Source organism: Bacillus sp. 3G2, from assembly GCF_044324725.1.
Lineage (GTDB): Bacteria > Bacillota > Bacilli > Bacillales > Bacillaceae_G > Bacillus_A > Bacillus_A mobilis.
This window is the reverse complement of the sequence record NZ_CP172246.1, coordinates 1,348,398-1,363,847: the sequence shown is the minus strand read 5'-3', so window position 1 is coordinate 1,363,847 and position 15,450 is coordinate 1,348,398. Positions and strand designations below refer to the sequence as shown.

Genomic DNA, 15,450 nt, shown 5'->3' with positions numbered 1-15,450 from the left:
TTACTTTACAAAAATTATTATTTTACTGGAGGTATATTTACAAATGCAACTAGACCGTGTTGATCGAAAAATTTTAAATGAATTATATAATGATAGTCGCCTTTCGATGCGCGAATTGGCGAAACGAGTAAACTTATCTGCTCCGTCTACTGCAGAACGTGTTCGCAAACTCGAAAGTGAGGGCGTGATTCAAAAATACACAATCGATATCGATTATAAAAAAGCAGGACTTGTTTTAGATTGTATTTTAGAAATCACTTTAAAAAATGGTGATACAACACGTATGCAACAGTTTATTCAGTCTTATCCATCTGCAAGCTTTTGTTACCGAGTAACAGGGAGCTTATGCTACATTGTAAAAATTTCTGTTCCTTCACTCGTTGAACTTGAAGAATTTATCAATGATGTTTCTTCATATGCAACGACTGTTTCTCATATCGTATTATCAGAAGTATCTCTTACTCCTGATATTGAACATATCTTCCCAGAAGATTAATTTATTTTTATTCATAAAATATATAAAAACCCCTTACAATAAGAATAAAAATAATATATTATGTATTAAAATACATAAAGTTCGAGAAAGGGGCTTTACATTGAAAATCTGGTTTTATGAAAAAACGGCACAATTAGATGACTTGCTTGGCATTTGGGACAACGTTCCGACTATCCCTCGCATTGGTGAAAAAGTGGAGATTTTAAAAACAGTCCGTATCGTTACAGATATTAAATATGTAAAGAACGGTAATAATTTTCGTGTAGAAATTATTACAAATTAAAAAGTAGCTCCAAGGAGCTACTTTTTAATTATCTATCATGCGCTTTCTTTATAACGATTTTATCTTCTTCTACAGATACTGTTACATAATCATTTTCTTCTAACCGAAGCTTATTGACTGCTTCATCCGGTAACTCTACAGCCATCAGTCTATCTGTTACGATCACTTGACTATACACTTCGTTTTCTTGTAATGCATTCACTACTTTTTCCTCATTTATAAAGCGTATCGGCGGCACACCTACTTCTTTTACTGTACGCCATTGTTTCCAAACATAAGGAATTAGCCAAAGTAACCCAACAACTGTAAGACCAATACCGATCCATAAATTACTTTGCGCTTGTAATTCAGGAATTGAAATTGCGCTACTCTCTTCTCCACCGACAAATTGCATACTTGTTGCAATCAAATTATTTAGAGAATGCACAGCGATATTCGTCCATATATTTTTCGTCTTTATGTATAAAAGACACATTACAACACCAAACATGAACGCACCAATAACATCAAAATGTCCTAAACCAAAAATAAGTGAAGATATGATTACAGCTTTTTTAATTCCCCATTTATAAGCCATTCGCTGTAAAAAGAACCCCCTAAAAATAACCTCTTCCATAATAGGTGCTAACACACATGCTGAAATGAAAGTAAATATCGTCATATATATGTTACTTGTATTAATAACGGTTCCGTCTTCTAACATAGTAACTAAGAAATTCGGTAACGTATGTGCTAATATGTAAAATTGAATATGAGATATACCGACTGAAAAAATCATTCCCATTATCGTTGCTAATATAATTAATCCCCACGGTAAACGTCCTGGCTTATCAAAAAAACTGTTAAATACAACATTATTTGTATTTGTTTTTACGTATAACCAAAATAACGGAAATACAAAAAATATAGTTATTTGTGAAATAACTTCCAGCGTATTCTCAGAAACATCTGCTAGTTCTAATGGGATCATCGTAAGGAACAATCCTATAATCATCCATCCAAAAAAACTGCGTAGTCTTATACGTGAAAATGCATAGTGCATATAGAACACCCCCAAAGATAGTAAAAATACATGATCTGATAATGAAATTATAATATGAATATAGTTGGAAATCTTCCTATTTTTCTCAAATTCTTTCAAACAACATATAGTAATCATTTTTTTCTTTCCATTGAAATCTACGAGAAAGTTATGTAATAAAAATCCCCGTTTTTACAAGCGGGGATTTCTTTTATTATAATACGTCACGTTTTTGGAATAATGCACTTGATGCTACAAGTAATACAACAAAGTATGCAGCTACAAGTAATAATGAAGTTGTAAATGTAAACTCTGTAAATGTTGGTTCCATTCCGCCACTTACTAATTTATTGCTATCGTAAACACTTAAATTTAAATGGAAAAACACTACAAACTTCGCTACACCTTTTGCAAACATCATTAGTACCATATTAATTGCTCCTTGTAAGAAGAAGAGGAACATCGTAATAATTAATGGTAATACAGATTTTCTAAATACGTTTGCTAAGAAAAATGCAAGCGTCGCAAAGAAGAAAGGCGAAAGTACTTGATACAAAGTAGATTTCATTACGATTCCTATCGTTAATTCTGTTTTACTACCATCCATTACGATTCCGCCAATAATCATTGCAATGAACGTGCTAGCAAATATGATAAATACTATAGTAAGTAATACTGTAATATATTTAGAGAATAACACTGTAATTCGTTTTCTTGGACGGATTAATAACTGCTTAATTGTACCTTTTTGGAACTCATCCGTAATCATACGGGCAGCAATCGTAATGCCAAAAATTGTTGCAAACAAAGTAATTAAACCAATCTCTGAACTTGCAAAATCTAAATATGATCCTTTAAATTCACTTCCGTCTCCCCATTTCAGCATCGCTAAAACTCCCAAAATCTCCAATACCGCAATGACACCAATTAAAATATACATACCTTTTTTCGCATGCAACTTTAAAAATTCATTTTGAAGTAATTTAAACATTATGCTTTCACTCCCCCTGTAATTGCTAAGAACTCATCCTCTAACGTTTTATTTTGAACAGTAACTCCGTATACAAGCACATCGTCATTTACTAATTTCTTTACAAGTTGTGGAATTTCTTCTTTCGTTATAGATACTACAATGACATTTCCTTGCGCCTTACCTGTAATGATTTCATTTGCTTTCTGTACTTGGTCTACTTCAAACGCTACCACTACTGTCTCATCATGTTTCGCTTGTTCATGTAAGTTATACTCTTGTACAAACTCCCCTTGCTTAATAATAACGACGCGATCACACATGAGCTCAATTTCACTTAATAAGTGACTTGATACGATTACGGCAATATTCTCTTCTTTCGCTAAACGTTGTAAATAATCTCGAATTTGGCGAATACCCGCTGGATCTAATCCATTTGTTGGCTCATCTAAAATTAAGATTTTCGGCTGATGCAGTAATGCCTGTGCAATTCCTAAACGTTGTTTCATACCAAGTGAATATGTTTTCACTTTTTTATGAATCGCATGCTCTAATTCAACAAGCTTTACAATTTCAGCAATACGCTCTTTACTAATCGGTGTAATGGCCATGTTCGCAAAATGCTTTAAGTTTTGCATTCCTGTCATATAATCATATAGTTCAGGATTTTCTACAATCGCTCCAATTTGCTCTAGCGCCTTTTCACGCTCCGTGCGAATACTATGACCACAAATTGTAATATCGCCCTCTGTCATTGAAATAAGACCTGTCATCATACGGATCGTCGTTGTCTTACCGCTACCGTTTGGTCCAAGGAACCCGTATACTTCCCCTTCACGAACTTCAAATGATAAACCACGGATAATTTCCGTTCCACCAATTTTTTTTCGAACATTCTCTAACTTTACTACTACGTTTCCCAATGCCGATTCCTCCTTTAGACTTCTAATTTTTTATCGATTATGCGACCTGTTATATAAACAAGTAAAACAAATATACTGATTGAAAAAGTAATACTATATAAATTCATAAGACTTTCTGGATATAGTATGAGATTTATATCCACCGATTCATCTATATAAACTGATTTTTTAATAAAAGTAGGTGTAGGCGCAAGTCGGCCCAGCATTTCATATATTAGATTGATTACTTTCGTTACTAGTAAAAATAGGAAGAAAATAATTACATACTCCATTTTTTTCTTTTTCAAAGAAAATACTTTCACACCAGCTACTGTAAAAAGTAAAACTAACAATATACTTGATAAATTAAATACATATAACACACTACTAAATAATTGTTTTACTATATCTAGCTCAATTGTACTTTCCGTAAATAACATTCCATAGAGTTCTGTACCTTTTATTACTTTCATCGAAATACTATAGACAAACATAGTACCTATTACTTCAAAACACATAAAGCTAATTGCCGCATATGACAATATTGCTAAAACAATTTTTTTACCAGATATCGGTGTTAATCGAAATAATGTACTTTCGGTCATTTTCCCGAACGCAGATATCGCCTGCAGAAATACTAATACTGCAAAAATCATATAAACTAAGAATACTACAGCAATAATAATCATTTGCCTTACTTCTCCTGATTCTTGTTTAATATAATTCCCCATACTTACAAAAGCGACAGCTACAATAAATATGAATGACAATAACGAAATAAAAATTTGTTTTTTATTCGCATTGTACATATATATTAAACTGGCCTTCATCTACTAAACACCTCCTTAAACAAATCTGTAACAGCTTTTCCTCGTTGGAAACGTAATTCCTCTACATTTTCATGCAGTACACTTTCACCATCTTTTAAAAAGATTACTTCGTCAAAAATATTTTCCACTTCTCCAATTAAATGTGTTGCAATTAAAATGGTACAGTCTTCGCGATAAAACTGTAAAATAAGCTCTAATACGTGTTCTCTAGAAACAAGATCAATTCCGCCAAGCGGTTCATCTAGTACGTATAACTTCGCTTTCCTCGAAAATGTTAAAATAATTTGTAGCTTTTCAACCATACCTTTTGATAAAGCTGTAATTTTTTCTTCTAACGGTATTTTAAATTCCGCAATCGTATCTACCGCTTTTTGAATGTCGAAGTCTTTATAAAAATCTCGATAGAAAAATAAAGAATCTTTTACCGTCATCCAATCATCAAATACTGGTTTATCCGACATAAAAGAAACAATTTCTTTCGTTTCTAATCCGACCTTTTTACCAGCGATTGTAATACTCCCTTCAGAAGGATGCTGCAGACCGGCAATCATTTTCAATAACGTCGTTTTCCCGCTCCCGTTATCTCCAACGAGTCCTATAATTTTCCCTTCCGTAATCTCTATGTTTAATTCACGGATTACTGCTTTTAATCCGTATCTCTTCCATAAGTTTTCTATTTTTATTAACTCTGTCATTCGCGCTCCTCCTTCTTCTCATATAATGAAGAACGAAGGATTGTAAGAATTTCTTCTTCTGAAAAACCTAAATTGTCCATTCCATCTATAAAAGAATGAAGTAATTCTTTCGCCATCTCTTTTCGCAGCTCCATAATTTTCTCCCCTTCATTCGTTACATATCGTCCCATTCCTCTACGCGTTACAACAACTCCATCCCGTTCTAGCTCTTGAAATGTACGCTGAATCGTATTTGGATTTACTTGTAATTCACTCGCTAATTCACGTACAGAGGGAATTTTATCACCAGGCAATAAATGTCCTGTTACGATTTCTTTTTTTATGTATTCCATTACCTGAATGTAAATTGGTGTATTTGGAGAAAACTCTATTTTCATTTCTTCCCTCCTTTTGTATCGGTGTACTAGTTAAATAATACACTGATACAAAAGGATTGTAAATACCCATTTAATTACAAAAAAGTGCTATCCATTAGCTGGATAGCACTTTTTAAACAGAAATTGTTATACAAAAATAATAGTGTTATGTAAACAAACTCATAAAGAAAAGCTGTCTTATCAACGAATAAGACAGCTTTTCTTTATGAGCATATATTAAAAATTAAACACGAAGTCATCGTCAGATAACTTTTCAACGTTCGTTGCTTTTACGTAACCATTTCCTTTTACAGAGAAGAAGTCATGGTTTTTCGTATCTGTACGTAAACCATTTAAAACGATTGGGTTAATTTCTTCTTCTTCAAACTTCGGCTCAAGTCCTAAGTTCATAAGTCCTTTATTCGCATTGTAACGAACGAAACGATTTACATCCTCTACAAGACCGATAGAAGTGTAAATTTCTTCTGTGTATGCCATTTCGATTTCATATAGTTCCATTAATAACTCTTGCGTTTCTTTTTGCACTTCTTGTTGATCTTCTGCAGAAAGTTCTGCGAAGAGTTGCTGTGCTAAAATACCGACGAATACGCCGTGAATTGACTCATCACGAATTATTAAGTTAATAATTTCACCACTTGCCGTCAATTTACCTTGACCTGCTAAGTAAAGTGGATAGAAGAATCCACTATAGAATAAGTAACTTTCTAAGAACACACTGGCTACCATTGCCATGTATAATTCTTTTTTCGTTACTTCAGGCTTTAATAAACGACGATAGTAACTAGTAACAATACCAGCTTTTTTCTCAAGTAATGGATGATTGTCTACCCATTCAAAAATATCATCAATTTCTTCTTCAGTAGCTAACGTTGTGAAAATATGACTGTAACTCTTCGCATGTACTTCTTCCATAGCTCCCATGAAAGCTAATACACTTTTCGCTTGTAAATTTTCAAGATGAACAAGTACAAGTGGCATCCCTTCGCCACCTTGCTTCGTATCTAAAAGTGTTAAACCACCTAATACACGCTTATAAGCAACCTGCTCTTCTTTTGATAATTGTGCCCAAGTATTTTTGTCAGAAGATACCGCGATTTCTTCTTCTGTCCAAAACTGAGCGATGTTTTGCTTCCAAAACATTAAACTAAAATCATCTTCTTTTTTGTTCCAGTTTACCGCACGCATTCAATCGCCCCTTCTCTAAATAAACATGAAAAATTGATAACTAAGCATGAGCAGGGTTCAGAAAACCCTGCTCATGCTGTCTCACTTTTTATATTAAACGGTACAAGCTACGCACTCTTCCACGCTTAACTTACGTGTTCTCGTATAATAAAGACTCTTTAAGCCTTTTTTATGTGCATAGATGTAGTAACGTGCTAATTCACGTGTTGAAATATCACTATTAACGTAAAGAATTGTACTAATTCCTTGGTCAATATGTTCTTGAATTTCTGCGATTAAATCAATTAATTTAAACTGATTCATATCGTAAGAAGATTTATAGTACCAGAACGTATCTTTTGATAAATACGGCATTGGATAATATGTTGTCGCATTCGCATACGTTCTTGACTCAATTTGACTTACAATCGGCATTACGCTTGAAGTTGCATTTTGAACGTAACTGATAGATTGTGTTGGAGCGATAGCAAGACGGTATGAATTATATAATCCATTCTTCTTCACTTGCTCTTTTAAACTTGTCCAATCTTCTTTTGTTGGAATATGAATTCCATCAAATAGTTGCTGAACTTTTTCAGTTACTGGGCTGTAATCTGTCGTTTCGTATTTTTCAAAGTATGTGCCATTTGCATAATCAGACTTATCGAAGTCTTTAAATGTTTCGCCTTTTTCTTTAGCGATTTCCATACTTTTCTCAATAGAGTAGTAATTTAACATCATAAAGAATGTACGAGCGAACTCTTTCGCTTCAGCACTTTCATATGCGATTTTGTTTTTTGATAAATATCCGTGTAAGTTCATGGCACCAAGTCCAACTGAATGAAGCTCATCATTAGCTTTTTTCACAGTTGGTGCATTCGGAATGATCGTCATATCAGAAACAGCTGTTAAAGCTTCCATTCCCGCATGAACCGCTTCACGAATTTCTTTATTTTCCATTACATTTACGATATTTAACGATCCTAAGTTACAGTTAATATCACGGCGGATAATGTCATCTGTACCGTAATCATTTATTTCAGAAGTTTCTTGAAGCTGGAAGATTTCTGTCTCGAATGTTCAACCGAGTTCGCTATTCCTCAGTCCGTTGCTCAAGCAACTGCTGTATGTCACCATACAGGACAGACTATATCATCACCTACAGCATTACCTGATTAGGTGCTCCGCTTTTCGAACGCCAATCGCTTGCGCTCTACTCCCATAAGGGATAGTCGTTAGGCTTTTACTTATCTTAATACTTCAGAAAGTCTCTTATTACTTTATGTTGTCCCTTAACTCTGCTATACAAAATAATAAGATACATTCTGAACTTTTATATTTTCATTCTAAGATAAGATTTAGCACGGTAGGTTACCTCAAATCTGAGGCTTTCCCCGTTTAACGGAGTTTTCGACTAGCATTTCTACTAGAAGGTGCTACATATTTAACACAAGTTCGACATCTTCACAGTTCCAATATCCTTCAGTGGATGTTGGTTATTTGCATTTGATTTAAACATTAAGTATGGGTAACCAGACTCAAGCTGAATCATAGCAATTTTAATAAGCATATCACGTGCACTAATATCTAGCGGCTTCTTCTTCACTTTCGGATTGCTCATTAATTCATCGTACATTTCATCGATATCAATATCATCTAAATGCTTGCCATATTCTTTATACACCGTATAAGGCGCGAAAACATGGAAAGGTTCGTTTTTCTCAGCAAGCTCAAAGAACTTACTTGGAACGATAATTCCGATTGATAGAGACTGAATACGACTCTTCTCATCGGCATTTATTTTCTTTGTATCAAGGAACTCAATAATATCCCAATGGAAAATGTTTAAGTATACTGCGCCGGCACCTTTTCGTTGGCCAAGCTGATTCGCATATGAAAACGAATCTTCAAGTAATTTCATAACAGGTACTACACCACTTGCAGCATTATCGATACCTTTAATTTGCTCACCACGTGCGCGTAGCTTAGATAAGTTTAAAGCTACTCCCCCGCCGATTTTCGATAATTGCATTGCAGTATTAATGTTAAAGCCGATTGAATTTAAGCTATCATCCATCTCTAACAAGAAACAAGACACCATTTCTCCTCTTCTGCTTCGTCCCGCATTTAAAAAGGTTGGTGTCGCTGGTTGGTAGTTTTGTTTTACAATCATGCTTGCGAAGTGTTTTGCCTTCGCAACATCACCGCGTCCTAAGTATAATGAAACAATTGCTACACGATCTTCATAGCTTTCTAAGTATTGTTTTTGATCATTTGTTTTTAACGCATAATCTTTGTAGAACTTAGATGCTGCCATATAAGATTGGAACTCGAAGTTTTCACCATAAGCGATGTTATATACCTCTTCTACTTCCTCCAAGCTATACTCGTCCAGAACGTTGTAATAGTAATCATGTTCTTTCATATATTCCATTCGCTCTGCCACGCTATTAAAATGAACGGTATTCTCTCTAGCTTCTTCCATAAAGACTTCTAATGCCTCTTTATCTTTATGAAGCTGATAAAAACCGTCCTGCATTTGCGTGATTTCATTATTCAGTTCAATGTGTCGCAATCTCCCGCACCCTTTCCTTAAAATATTCTACATCGTTATTTGTTCCTGATAACTCAAATTTTGATACAATAGGCACTTCATATTTAGCAGAAATTTTGTCAGCACTTGCACCGAACATGTCTCCCCAGTTACGATTGCCGCTTGCAGATACGCCTTTTAATTTTTCATTATTGCGCTCTAAAAATTCTAAAACACGTTCTGGTACATTGCCAAAACCTGTTGTATACGTAATTAAAACAAAGTCTTCATCTATTACTAGATCTTCACCAATTTGAACGGCCGGCATATTTAATTTGTGAATGAAACGCTTCACGTTTCCTGTCATAGAATCATATGCAACTATCATTTCCGACCCTCCCTCTCCAATCTATACTCTCTGTATGTTGATTCTTGTTTTCTCTATATATTGTATTACGTTTCAAAATAAGACACAAGATATATGTATAAATTCTTTCTTTTTTTAAATTTCACTTTTCGACAAGACAGTCGATTTTTTTTAATACAATGACTATGAAACAACATTCTAAAACTCATGTCAATAAAGTGCTTTTCAAAAAAGTTGTCAACGAATTTAACCTTATTTTTAAAAAAGTGACCAATATATTTTGTCATAAAACGGCAAATGCTGGAGGAATATATTTCTCCAGCATCACGCAAAAAAGAACAGACATGAAACGATAATCTGTTCTAACAAACGATTACATTTATCAATTTTACTTTATTAAATATTATACATATACTTTTGGCTCGCGTTACATACTAAAAGATAATTATTATAGAAAAAGATTATTATTATGGAAATGCAACTTATTTATGAAAAGATTATTCAGAGTGCTCAATACGCAAAATATCTTTTACAAATATATGATGTGGATTTTCATCTTTATCAATCATTGTACACACAGGAGCTTCTTCATCAAAGTACACAATCATTCCTTCTACGTACTGATATGTATGTTGAACTTGTACAGTTACTTTAATTTCTATAGCCTCTTCATATGCTCTTTTTATTTTTCGAAGCATTTTTTCCGAACACTTTCGTTTCTCTGGGTACATAACCATCCCCATAAACCTATTGCCGGCTCTGTCTTTCCACATATAATCCCAATGCGGTAATATGCCTTGTTTAAAATCGCCCATAATTCGCCTCCCCTATATTCTTCTAGTTACGAACGTGGCGTTTCTGAATATGTATAAATTACTTGTCCGCCGCGCTGCGCGTTCCCAATAATATGTTTAAAATCTTCACGCCCTACTACAACTTTCCTAAACGTATAAAATACATCTTTCGTTACAACATACTCCTTTATTTCACCATTTTTCAGCTGATCCAAAATTGTATTTGCTAATTGCTCATCCATGTATTTCACCTCTATGCAATATTTTATTTTATCGTATATTCTTTAGGTCAACAACTGTAAAATTATCCAGATGCTATACCTTCATTTCATTTTCATTATTTGCAAACGATATCATTTTACTATATGTCCACTAAATATCATATACTAACATAGCTACTTCTCTATATCAAACATTTCGACATTCAATTATGCAAAGTTCCATACCACTATGCTACAATATACAAATAGAACTAGGAGGGATACTATGATTCGGAAAGCAAAAAAGACAGATGCAAAGGCAATTGCGCCTTTATTGTATAACGCTCTGCACGAAATTGCTGAAAAAATCACTGGTAGCACAGTTGAGACAGAAGTATTACTAGGACTTGAAACATGGTTCTCAAAAGAGAGAAATCGACTGAGCTACGAAAACTGTTTTGTATATGAACAAGACGGGGATGCAGTTGGGGTTATTGTCGCTTATCACGGTAGTGAAGCAACAACGCTTGATGCACCAATCGTACATTACTTAAGAGAATTACATAAAGATGAATCAATTACGTTAGAAAAAGAAGCTGAACTTGATGAATATTACATTGATACATTATCAGTTTCAAGTGCATATGGCGGAAAAGGCATTGGTTCTAAATTAATTGAAGCTGCTGAAATCCATGCAACTGAAAAAGCGTATGAAAAAATTGCATTACTTGTTAATTTAGAAAACAAGCGTGCCTATTCACTATATGAGAAGCTAGGTTATAAAAAAGATCAAATCGTTATGCTCGTAGGCGAACCTTATGCACATCTTGTAAAAACATTAAACATCAAAGTTTCTATATCTTAAAAAGAAAGCACACGATTTATATAAATCGTGTGCTTTTATGTTAAATTTGTATGTAATGCATTACCATCCATCGCTTCGTGGAATGTATAGGTTGTACATCCCCATGGCTTCCTATGTAAAATAGGAGAACCAGACCATCCCATCGCTCTCAGTTCCGCACCAACCATTGCATTCATGTAATTATGACCTATAAGAGCAATACTTCCGTGTATGAGAGCGTAACGATGTAATAAGTAGGCCGCTTGCCTTGCCCTCTCTCTTACTTCCTTATAAGACTCAACATCTTTATGGTAACCAAGTATCCATAATGTTCGTCCGATAAACATCCATACGTTAGGTTTACATTTCAACCATTTCGGAGCATAAAAACTCGTCGGAACTTCAGCTTCCCTAAAAAGAGCATTTTGCATAAAGGATAAAGAATCCATTAATTCAGCTGCTGACTGTACAGCACACCTTTGATCACTCGTTACAATCAATTTTGCTGCTTCAACCGCTTCCTTTGTTTCCATTGGTATAGGTGCTTGTTCAGTTGTAGTATGTAAGTCATATCCTTTCATCCATTCATGAAAAGATGTAACCGTCATTGGTTCTATAGTACGATCTAAGCGACCATGACGAATAAAAGAAATCTTCATTCTTTCCACTCTCCATTCATCACTTACGAACTCTATTATGTACTATTTTTAAATATCATACCACGCAAAAAAAGAAAGTTATACACCTTTACATATCCCCGCCACTTTCATTTGTGACCCCAGCATGGATACCATCCATCCCATCAAAATATGTAGTCGTTTCATGATGACGAATCTTTTTTAAATTTATATAAGAAAATACAAATAAAGTTAATGCTATAACACTCCCCACAAATTCAAACATCATTTTACCGCCTCTAATTTCTCCCACTTTAGTAGGTTATTGTATATTTTTTATTATACCCCTATATAAAGATGTTCGCATTTAAACCGTTCTTTTTTCTATTAACATGGAGTTCTTGCATATTTTCTTACAAAATGTGAATATTTTTCGAATTTTTACTTTGGAAACATTTACAAACTGGACAATATGGTTCAAAATAGGAGGAAATAAAAAAAAACCAAAATTATTCTTTTTTGGGAAAACTGTAACAAGGAGAGTTGCTTATGCAGATCGCAGAAACTGGAGATATCATTGAATTTAAAGGTGGAATGCAAGGCCGTGTTCAAAAAGTAAATCAAAACTCCGTTATTGTAGATATAACAATTATGGAAAATTTTAGAGAACTAGATATGGAACCTCTTACAGTTGTAAGTCATAAAAACTATACTGTCATTAATCAAAATGCATAATATAATAGAAAGAAAGGATCTGTATAACATACAGATCCTTTCTTTCTATTATATATTAACGATTATCAATAGTTTCTGGATATAGATCATGGTTCATCATGCGGTAGTCTGCCATTTGTTCATATTTCGTTCCTGGGCGACCGTAGTTGCAGTAAGGATCAATTGAAATCCCTCCACGTGGTGTGAATTTACCCCATACCTCAATATAACGTGGATCCATTAATTTAATTAAATCATTCATAATAACGTTCATGCAATCTTCGTGGAAGTCACCGTGATTGCGGAAACTAAATAAATATAGCTTTAAAGATTTACTCTCTACCATTCTTTGTTCTGGAATGTAGCTAATATAAATTGTCGCAAAATCTGGTTGGCCTGTTTTCGGACATAAGCTTGTAAATTCAGGGCAATTGAATTTCACAAAATAATCACGGTTTGGGTGATTATTATCAAATACCTCTAAAATTTCTGGGCTATATTCAAATAAATATTTTGTATTTTGATTTCCTAGTAACGTTACATCTTTTAAATCTTCATCTAATCTTCCTGCCATTTTAAACATCCCTTCTCCTTATACTCCGCGTTTATTTCCCCATACTAACGCATGAAGCTGCGGCAATACTTTTGCATCATTCATTTCTTTACAATTTACAGCTTTATCAATAAGCCACTCATACTTATCTAATAATTTTTTAATCAGCATCGCATCATCCACTGTTTTTGTATCATCATTCCCTACTTGTAAGAAAAATGGTACATCTGGATAACGTTCATGCATCTTAACTGCATACTCAAAGTCATAGTCGTCAAATACTACTACCTTTAAACTAATATCTTTTCCTGCTAGTTTCTGAATAACAGCATCTAACTTCTGAAAATCAGTATTCATTGTCGAACTTGGTGGTTTTGGAGAAATCGTTATCTCATCAATTTGAAGTAACCAATCTTGCCATTTACTCCCTTGTGTTTCGATTGCCGTCCGCATTCCATTCTCTTTTAATATAGAAAGAAGAAACTCAATATTTTTCAACAATGCTGGATTTCCACCTGAAATCGTAACATGAGAAAAATTTTCGCCACCAATTTCTACAAGCTCATTCCAAACGTCCTCTGCTGTCATCTGTCTAATTTGATCCTTAGCCGATCCATCCCACGTAAAAGCAGAATCACACCATGCACAGCTATAATCACAACCTGCTGTACGGATAAACATCGTCTTTTGTCCCACAACCATTCCTTCACCTTGAATAGTCGGACCAAATATTTCTAAGACAGGGATTTTACTCATCGAGCATCCACTCCCGTCTTACTTCCGCATAACTAGTTGGCGTCTCGAAAAGACGAACAAATTCAACGCGAGCTCCTTTATATTCGTTCGCACGATTATCTTTTATTAATGCTTCTGCCATCTTTTCGTAAATCCAAACGACCATGTTTTCAGCAGTCGTATTCATCGCTGGTAACGTTTCGTTTAAATAACGATGGTCTAAATAAATTTCTATTTCATTCTTCCAAATTTCTTTTATATCTCCAAAGTCAATCGCAAGACCTATTTCATTCACATATCCACTAATACCAAATACAACTTTATATGTGTGACCATGTAAGTTTTTACATTTCCCTTCATAACAGTGTAAATGGTGTGCTGCATCAAATGTAAATTCCTTGCTGACCATTACTCTTTTATTATGATATTTAAGCTGTTTACGCTGAATATCCTTGTCCATTTTTTGCAAATTTTCTACGATGCGAAATCCAAAGAAGTTATCCATTAGTTACTCGCTCCTTCGCGCTCTTGTAGGTACGTATCTAATCCTGCTTTACGAAGTTGACATGCTGGACATTCACCGCAACCATCCCCAATGATTCCGTTATAACATGTTAATGTTTTTTCTCGAACAAACTCGAATGCTCCAAGTTCATCTGATAATTTCCATGTTTCCGCTTTATCAATCCACATCAGTGGTGTATGAATTACGAACGGATAATCCATAGATAAATTTAAAGTAACGTTTAACGATTTCACAAACACGTCACGGCAATCTGGATAACCACTAAAATCAGTTTCACATACACCCGTTACAATATGACGTGCTCCAACTTGTTTTGCTAATACAGCAGCAAATGATAAGAATAGTAAATTTCGTCCATCTACAAACGTCGATGGCAATTCACCTTCTTCATGTGTAATCTCCATATCCGTTCTCGTTAACGCGTTTGGAGCAAGTTGATTTAATAGACTCATATCTAGTACCGTATGTTTAATTCCTAGCTCTTTTGCAATTTCCGCTGCACAATCAATTTCTAGCTTATGACGTTGATTGTAATTAAACGTTACAGCCTCTACTTCTGCAAACTGCTCTATTGCCCAAAATAAACATGTCGTACTATCTTGTCCTCCACTAAAAACAACAACTGCCTTTTCTTTTTTCATTTCACTCATTCTCCTTCTCTACTACGAATAAGAAGAAAGAACGTTCTTGAACTGTCACAATAAAAAAACAAAACAATACCTAAAGATATTGTTGTTTCCATAGTTTTTTATAGAGGGAGTTCGCGAACCTCTCCCGTGCAATGCACGGAATTCCTTCTTTCATTGACAAAGCTTATTGTAACATATTG

The 15,450-nt window shown here is 34.3% G+C and carries 21 protein-coding genes, 1 pseudogene and 1 riboswitch; of the genes and pseudogenes, 4 read left to right on the top strand and 18 right to left on the bottom strand.

The window, feature by feature from the left end:
- The first annotated feature begins 43 nt into the window (after positions 1-43).
- Both ACHZK0_RS06945 and ACHZK0_RS06940 read left to right on the top strand, forming a co-directional pair.
- Entirely contained in the window at positions 44-496 is a 453-nt protein-coding gene (locus ACHZK0_RS06945; protein WP_001175498.1) for an Lrp/AsnC family transcriptional regulator, read from the top strand.
- A 100-nt stretch (positions 497-596) separates the two neighbouring features.
- Positions 597-779, top strand: coding sequence for a DUF3913 family protein (locus ACHZK0_RS06940; protein ID WP_000707104.1), 183 nt, complete (start codon positions 597-599; stop codon positions 777-779).
- Positions 780-807: 28 nt separating this feature from the next.
- Here the strand turns inward: ACHZK0_RS06940 and ACHZK0_RS06935 are convergent, their stop codons facing one another.
- From ACHZK0_RS06935 to ACHZK0_RS06880, 12 genes and pseudogenes are all read right to left on the bottom strand, one after another.
- Positions 808-1,821, bottom strand: coding sequence for a CPBP family intramembrane glutamic endopeptidase (locus tag ACHZK0_RS06935; RefSeq protein ID WP_262741065.1), 1,014 nt, complete (start codon positions 1,819-1,821; stop codon positions 808-810).
- A gap of 193 nt (positions 1,822-2,014) precedes the next feature.
- Complete coding sequence (locus ACHZK0_RS06930; RefSeq protein ID WP_262741064.1) at positions 2,015-2,791, bottom strand: ABC transporter permease; 777 nt, start codon at positions 2,789-2,791, stop codon at positions 2,015-2,017.
- Positions 2,791-3,693, bottom strand: a complete 903-nt coding sequence (locus ACHZK0_RS06925; RefSeq protein ID WP_262741063.1) for an ABC transporter ATP-binding protein — start codon at positions 3,691-3,693, stop codon at positions 2,791-2,793. Before ACHZK0_RS06925 ends, ACHZK0_RS06930 begins: the two co-directional genes overlap by 1 nt.
- Before the next feature lie 14 nt (positions 3,694-3,707).
- Positions 3,708-4,502: an ABC transporter permease gene (locus ACHZK0_RS06920; RefSeq protein WP_270342308.1), complete on the bottom strand. Its 795-nt coding sequence runs from the start codon at positions 4,500-4,502 to the stop codon at positions 3,708-3,710.
- The gene (locus ACHZK0_RS06915; protein WP_262741061.1) at positions 4,499-5,197 is read right to left on the bottom strand and encodes an ABC transporter ATP-binding protein; all 699 of its coding nucleotides are present in this window, start codon (positions 5,195-5,197) and stop codon (positions 4,499-4,501) included. The genes ACHZK0_RS06920 and ACHZK0_RS06915 overlap by 4 nt, the downstream gene beginning before the upstream one ends.
- On the bottom strand, positions 5,194-5,574 hold the full coding sequence (locus tag ACHZK0_RS06910; protein WP_262741060.1) for a GntR family transcriptional regulator: 381 nt from the start codon (positions 5,572-5,574) through the stop codon (positions 5,194-5,196). The genes ACHZK0_RS06915 and ACHZK0_RS06910 overlap by 4 nt, the downstream gene beginning before the upstream one ends.
- 216 nt (positions 5,575-5,790) lie before the next feature.
- On the bottom strand, positions 5,791-6,759 hold the full coding sequence (nrdF, locus tag ACHZK0_RS06905) for a class 1b ribonucleoside-diphosphate reductase subunit beta (protein WP_001203019.1): 969 nt from the start codon (positions 6,757-6,759) through the stop codon (positions 5,791-5,793).
- A gap of 93 nt (positions 6,760-6,852) precedes the next feature.
- Complete coding sequence (locus ACHZK0_RS06900; protein ID WP_306472068.1) at positions 6,853-7,803, bottom strand: ribonucleotide reductase; 951 nt, start codon at positions 7,801-7,803, stop codon at positions 6,853-6,855.
- A gap of 382 nt (positions 7,804-8,185) precedes the next feature.
- Positions 8,186-9,313, bottom strand: a pseudogene (locus ACHZK0_RS06895) (ribonucleotide reductase N-terminal alpha domain-containing protein); the annotation flags it as partial.
- Positions 9,300-9,659: a class Ib ribonucleoside-diphosphate reductase assembly flavoprotein NrdI gene (gene nrdI / locus ACHZK0_RS06890; RefSeq protein ID WP_000634376.1), complete on the bottom strand. Its 360-nt coding sequence runs from the start codon at positions 9,657-9,659 to the stop codon at positions 9,300-9,302. The gene nrdI and the pseudogene ACHZK0_RS06895, both read right to left, overlap by 14 nt.
- Positions 9,660-10,135: 476 nt before the next feature.
- Complete coding sequence (locus tag ACHZK0_RS06885) at positions 10,136-10,453, bottom strand: hypothetical protein (RefSeq protein WP_088029065.1); 318 nt, start codon at positions 10,451-10,453, stop codon at positions 10,136-10,138.
- Between the two features lie 26 nt (positions 10,454-10,479).
- On the bottom strand, positions 10,480-10,674 hold the full coding sequence (locus ACHZK0_RS06880) for an abortive phage infection protein (RefSeq protein WP_073517441.1): 195 nt from the start codon (positions 10,672-10,674) through the stop codon (positions 10,480-10,482).
- Between the two features lie 244 nt (positions 10,675-10,918).
- On the opposite strand from ACHZK0_RS06880, the gene ACHZK0_RS06875 reads away from it, so the two are divergent.
- Entirely contained in the window at positions 10,919-11,497 is a 579-nt protein-coding gene (locus tag ACHZK0_RS06875; protein WP_395761364.1) for a GNAT family N-acetyltransferase, read from the top strand.
- A 35-nt stretch (positions 11,498-11,532) separates the two neighbouring features.
- Here ACHZK0_RS06875 and ACHZK0_RS06870 read toward each other — a convergent pair whose 3' ends face one another.
- The gene (locus ACHZK0_RS06870) at positions 11,533-12,135 is read right to left on the bottom strand and encodes a histidine phosphatase family protein (RefSeq protein ID WP_262741056.1); all 603 of its coding nucleotides are present in this window, start codon (positions 12,133-12,135) and stop codon (positions 11,533-11,535) included.
- A gap of 88 nt (positions 12,136-12,223) precedes the next feature.
- Positions 12,224-12,382 carry a hypothetical protein gene (locus ACHZK0_RS06865; RefSeq protein ID WP_163097244.1) on the bottom strand — a complete coding sequence of 53 codons (159 nt, stop codon included), beginning with the start codon at positions 12,380-12,382 and terminating at the stop codon, positions 12,224-12,226.
- 260 nt (positions 12,383-12,642) lie between these two features.
- On the opposite strand from ACHZK0_RS06865, the gene ACHZK0_RS06860 reads away from it, so the two are divergent.
- Positions 12,643-12,828 carry a YkvS family protein gene (locus tag ACHZK0_RS06860; RefSeq protein ID WP_001165081.1) on the top strand — a complete coding sequence of 62 codons (186 nt, stop codon included), beginning with the start codon at positions 12,643-12,645 and terminating at the stop codon, positions 12,826-12,828.
- Positions 12,829-12,883: 55 nt separating this feature from the next.
- Here ACHZK0_RS06860 and queF read toward each other — a convergent pair whose 3' ends face one another.
- Genes queF through queC form a run of 4 tightly spaced genes read right to left on the bottom strand, consistent with a single transcriptional unit; the run spans position 12,884 to position 15,262 of the window.
- Entirely contained in the window at positions 12,884-13,381 is a 498-nt protein-coding gene (gene queF, locus ACHZK0_RS06855) for a preQ(1) synthase (RefSeq protein WP_000918895.1), read from the bottom strand.
- A gap of 18 nt (positions 13,382-13,399) precedes the next feature.
- Positions 13,400-14,116, bottom strand: coding sequence for a 7-carboxy-7-deazaguanine synthase QueE (gene queE, locus ACHZK0_RS06850; protein WP_073517446.1), 717 nt, complete (start codon positions 14,114-14,116; stop codon positions 13,400-13,402).
- Positions 14,109-14,600, bottom strand: coding sequence for a 6-carboxytetrahydropterin synthase QueD (gene queD, locus ACHZK0_RS06845; RefSeq protein ID WP_000368410.1), 492 nt, complete (start codon positions 14,598-14,600; stop codon positions 14,109-14,111). The genes queE and queD overlap by 8 nt, the downstream gene beginning before the upstream one ends.
- Positions 14,600-15,262, bottom strand: a complete 663-nt coding sequence (gene queC / locus ACHZK0_RS06840) for a 7-cyano-7-deazaguanine synthase QueC (RefSeq protein WP_000711596.1) — start codon at positions 15,260-15,262, stop codon at positions 14,600-14,602. The genes queD and queC overlap by 1 nt, the downstream gene beginning before the upstream one ends.
- Before the next feature lie 93 nt (positions 15,263-15,355).
- Positions 15,356-15,399: riboswitch (PreQ1 riboswitch) on the bottom strand.
- Positions 15,400-15,450 lie beyond the last annotated feature (51 nt).

Coding starts and splice junctions, on each gene's coding strand:
- ACHZK0_RS06910 (WP_262741060.1), bottom strand. CDS start 5,574: ATGAAAATAGAGTTTTCTCCAAATACACCAATTTACATTCAGGTAATG.
- ACHZK0_RS06875 (WP_395761364.1), top strand. CDS start 10,919: ATGATTCGGAAAGCAAAAAAGACAGATGCAAAGGCAATTGCGCCTTTA.
- ACHZK0_RS06880 (WP_073517441.1), bottom strand. CDS start 10,674: ATGGATGAGCAATTAGCAAATACAATTTTGGATCAGCTGAAAAATGGT.
- ACHZK0_RS06865 (WP_163097244.1), bottom strand. CDS start 12,382: ATGATGTTTGAATTTGTGGGGAGTGTTATAGCATTAACTTTATTTGTA.
- ACHZK0_RS06935 (WP_262741065.1), bottom strand. CDS start 1,821: ATGCACTATGCATTTTCACGTATAAGACTACGCAGTTTTTTTGGATGG.
- queE (WP_073517446.1), bottom strand. CDS start 14,116: ATGAGTAAAATCCCTGTCTTAGAAATATTTGGTCCGACTATTCAAGGT.
- queD (WP_000368410.1), bottom strand. CDS start 14,600: ATGGATAACTTCTTTGGATTTCGCATCGTAGAAAATTTGCAAAAAATG.
- nrdI (WP_000634376.1), bottom strand. CDS start 9,659: ATGATAGTTGCATATGATTCTATGACAGGAAACGTGAAGCGTTTCATT.
- ACHZK0_RS06920 (WP_270342308.1), bottom strand. CDS start 4,502: ATGAAGGCCAGTTTAATATATATGTACAATGCGAATAAAAAACAAATT.
- ACHZK0_RS06945 (WP_001175498.1), top strand. CDS start 44: ATGCAACTAGACCGTGTTGATCGAAAAATTTTAAATGAATTATATAAT.
- ACHZK0_RS06860 (WP_001165081.1), top strand. CDS start 12,643: ATGCAGATCGCAGAAACTGGAGATATCATTGAATTTAAAGGTGGAATG.
- ACHZK0_RS06915 (WP_262741061.1), bottom strand. CDS start 5,197: ATGACAGAGTTAATAAAAATAGAAAACTTATGGAAGAGATACGGATTA.
- ACHZK0_RS06870 (WP_262741056.1), bottom strand. CDS start 12,135: ATGAAGATTTCTTTTATTCGTCATGGTCGCTTAGATCGTACTATAGAA.
- nrdF (WP_001203019.1), bottom strand. CDS start 6,759: ATGCGTGCGGTAAACTGGAACAAAAAAGAAGATGATTTTAGTTTAATG.
- queF (WP_000918895.1), bottom strand. CDS start 13,381: ATGGCAGGAAGATTAGATGAAGATTTAAAAGATGTAACGTTACTAGGA.
- ACHZK0_RS06885 (WP_088029065.1), bottom strand. CDS start 10,453: ATGGGCGATTTTAAACAAGGCATATTACCGCATTGGGATTATATGTGG.
- ACHZK0_RS06930 (WP_262741064.1), bottom strand. CDS start 2,791: ATGTTTAAATTACTTCAAAATGAATTTTTAAAGTTGCATGCGAAAAAA.
- queC (WP_000711596.1), bottom strand. CDS start 15,262: ATGAAAAAAGAAAAGGCAGTTGTTGTTTTTAGTGGAGGACAAGATAGT.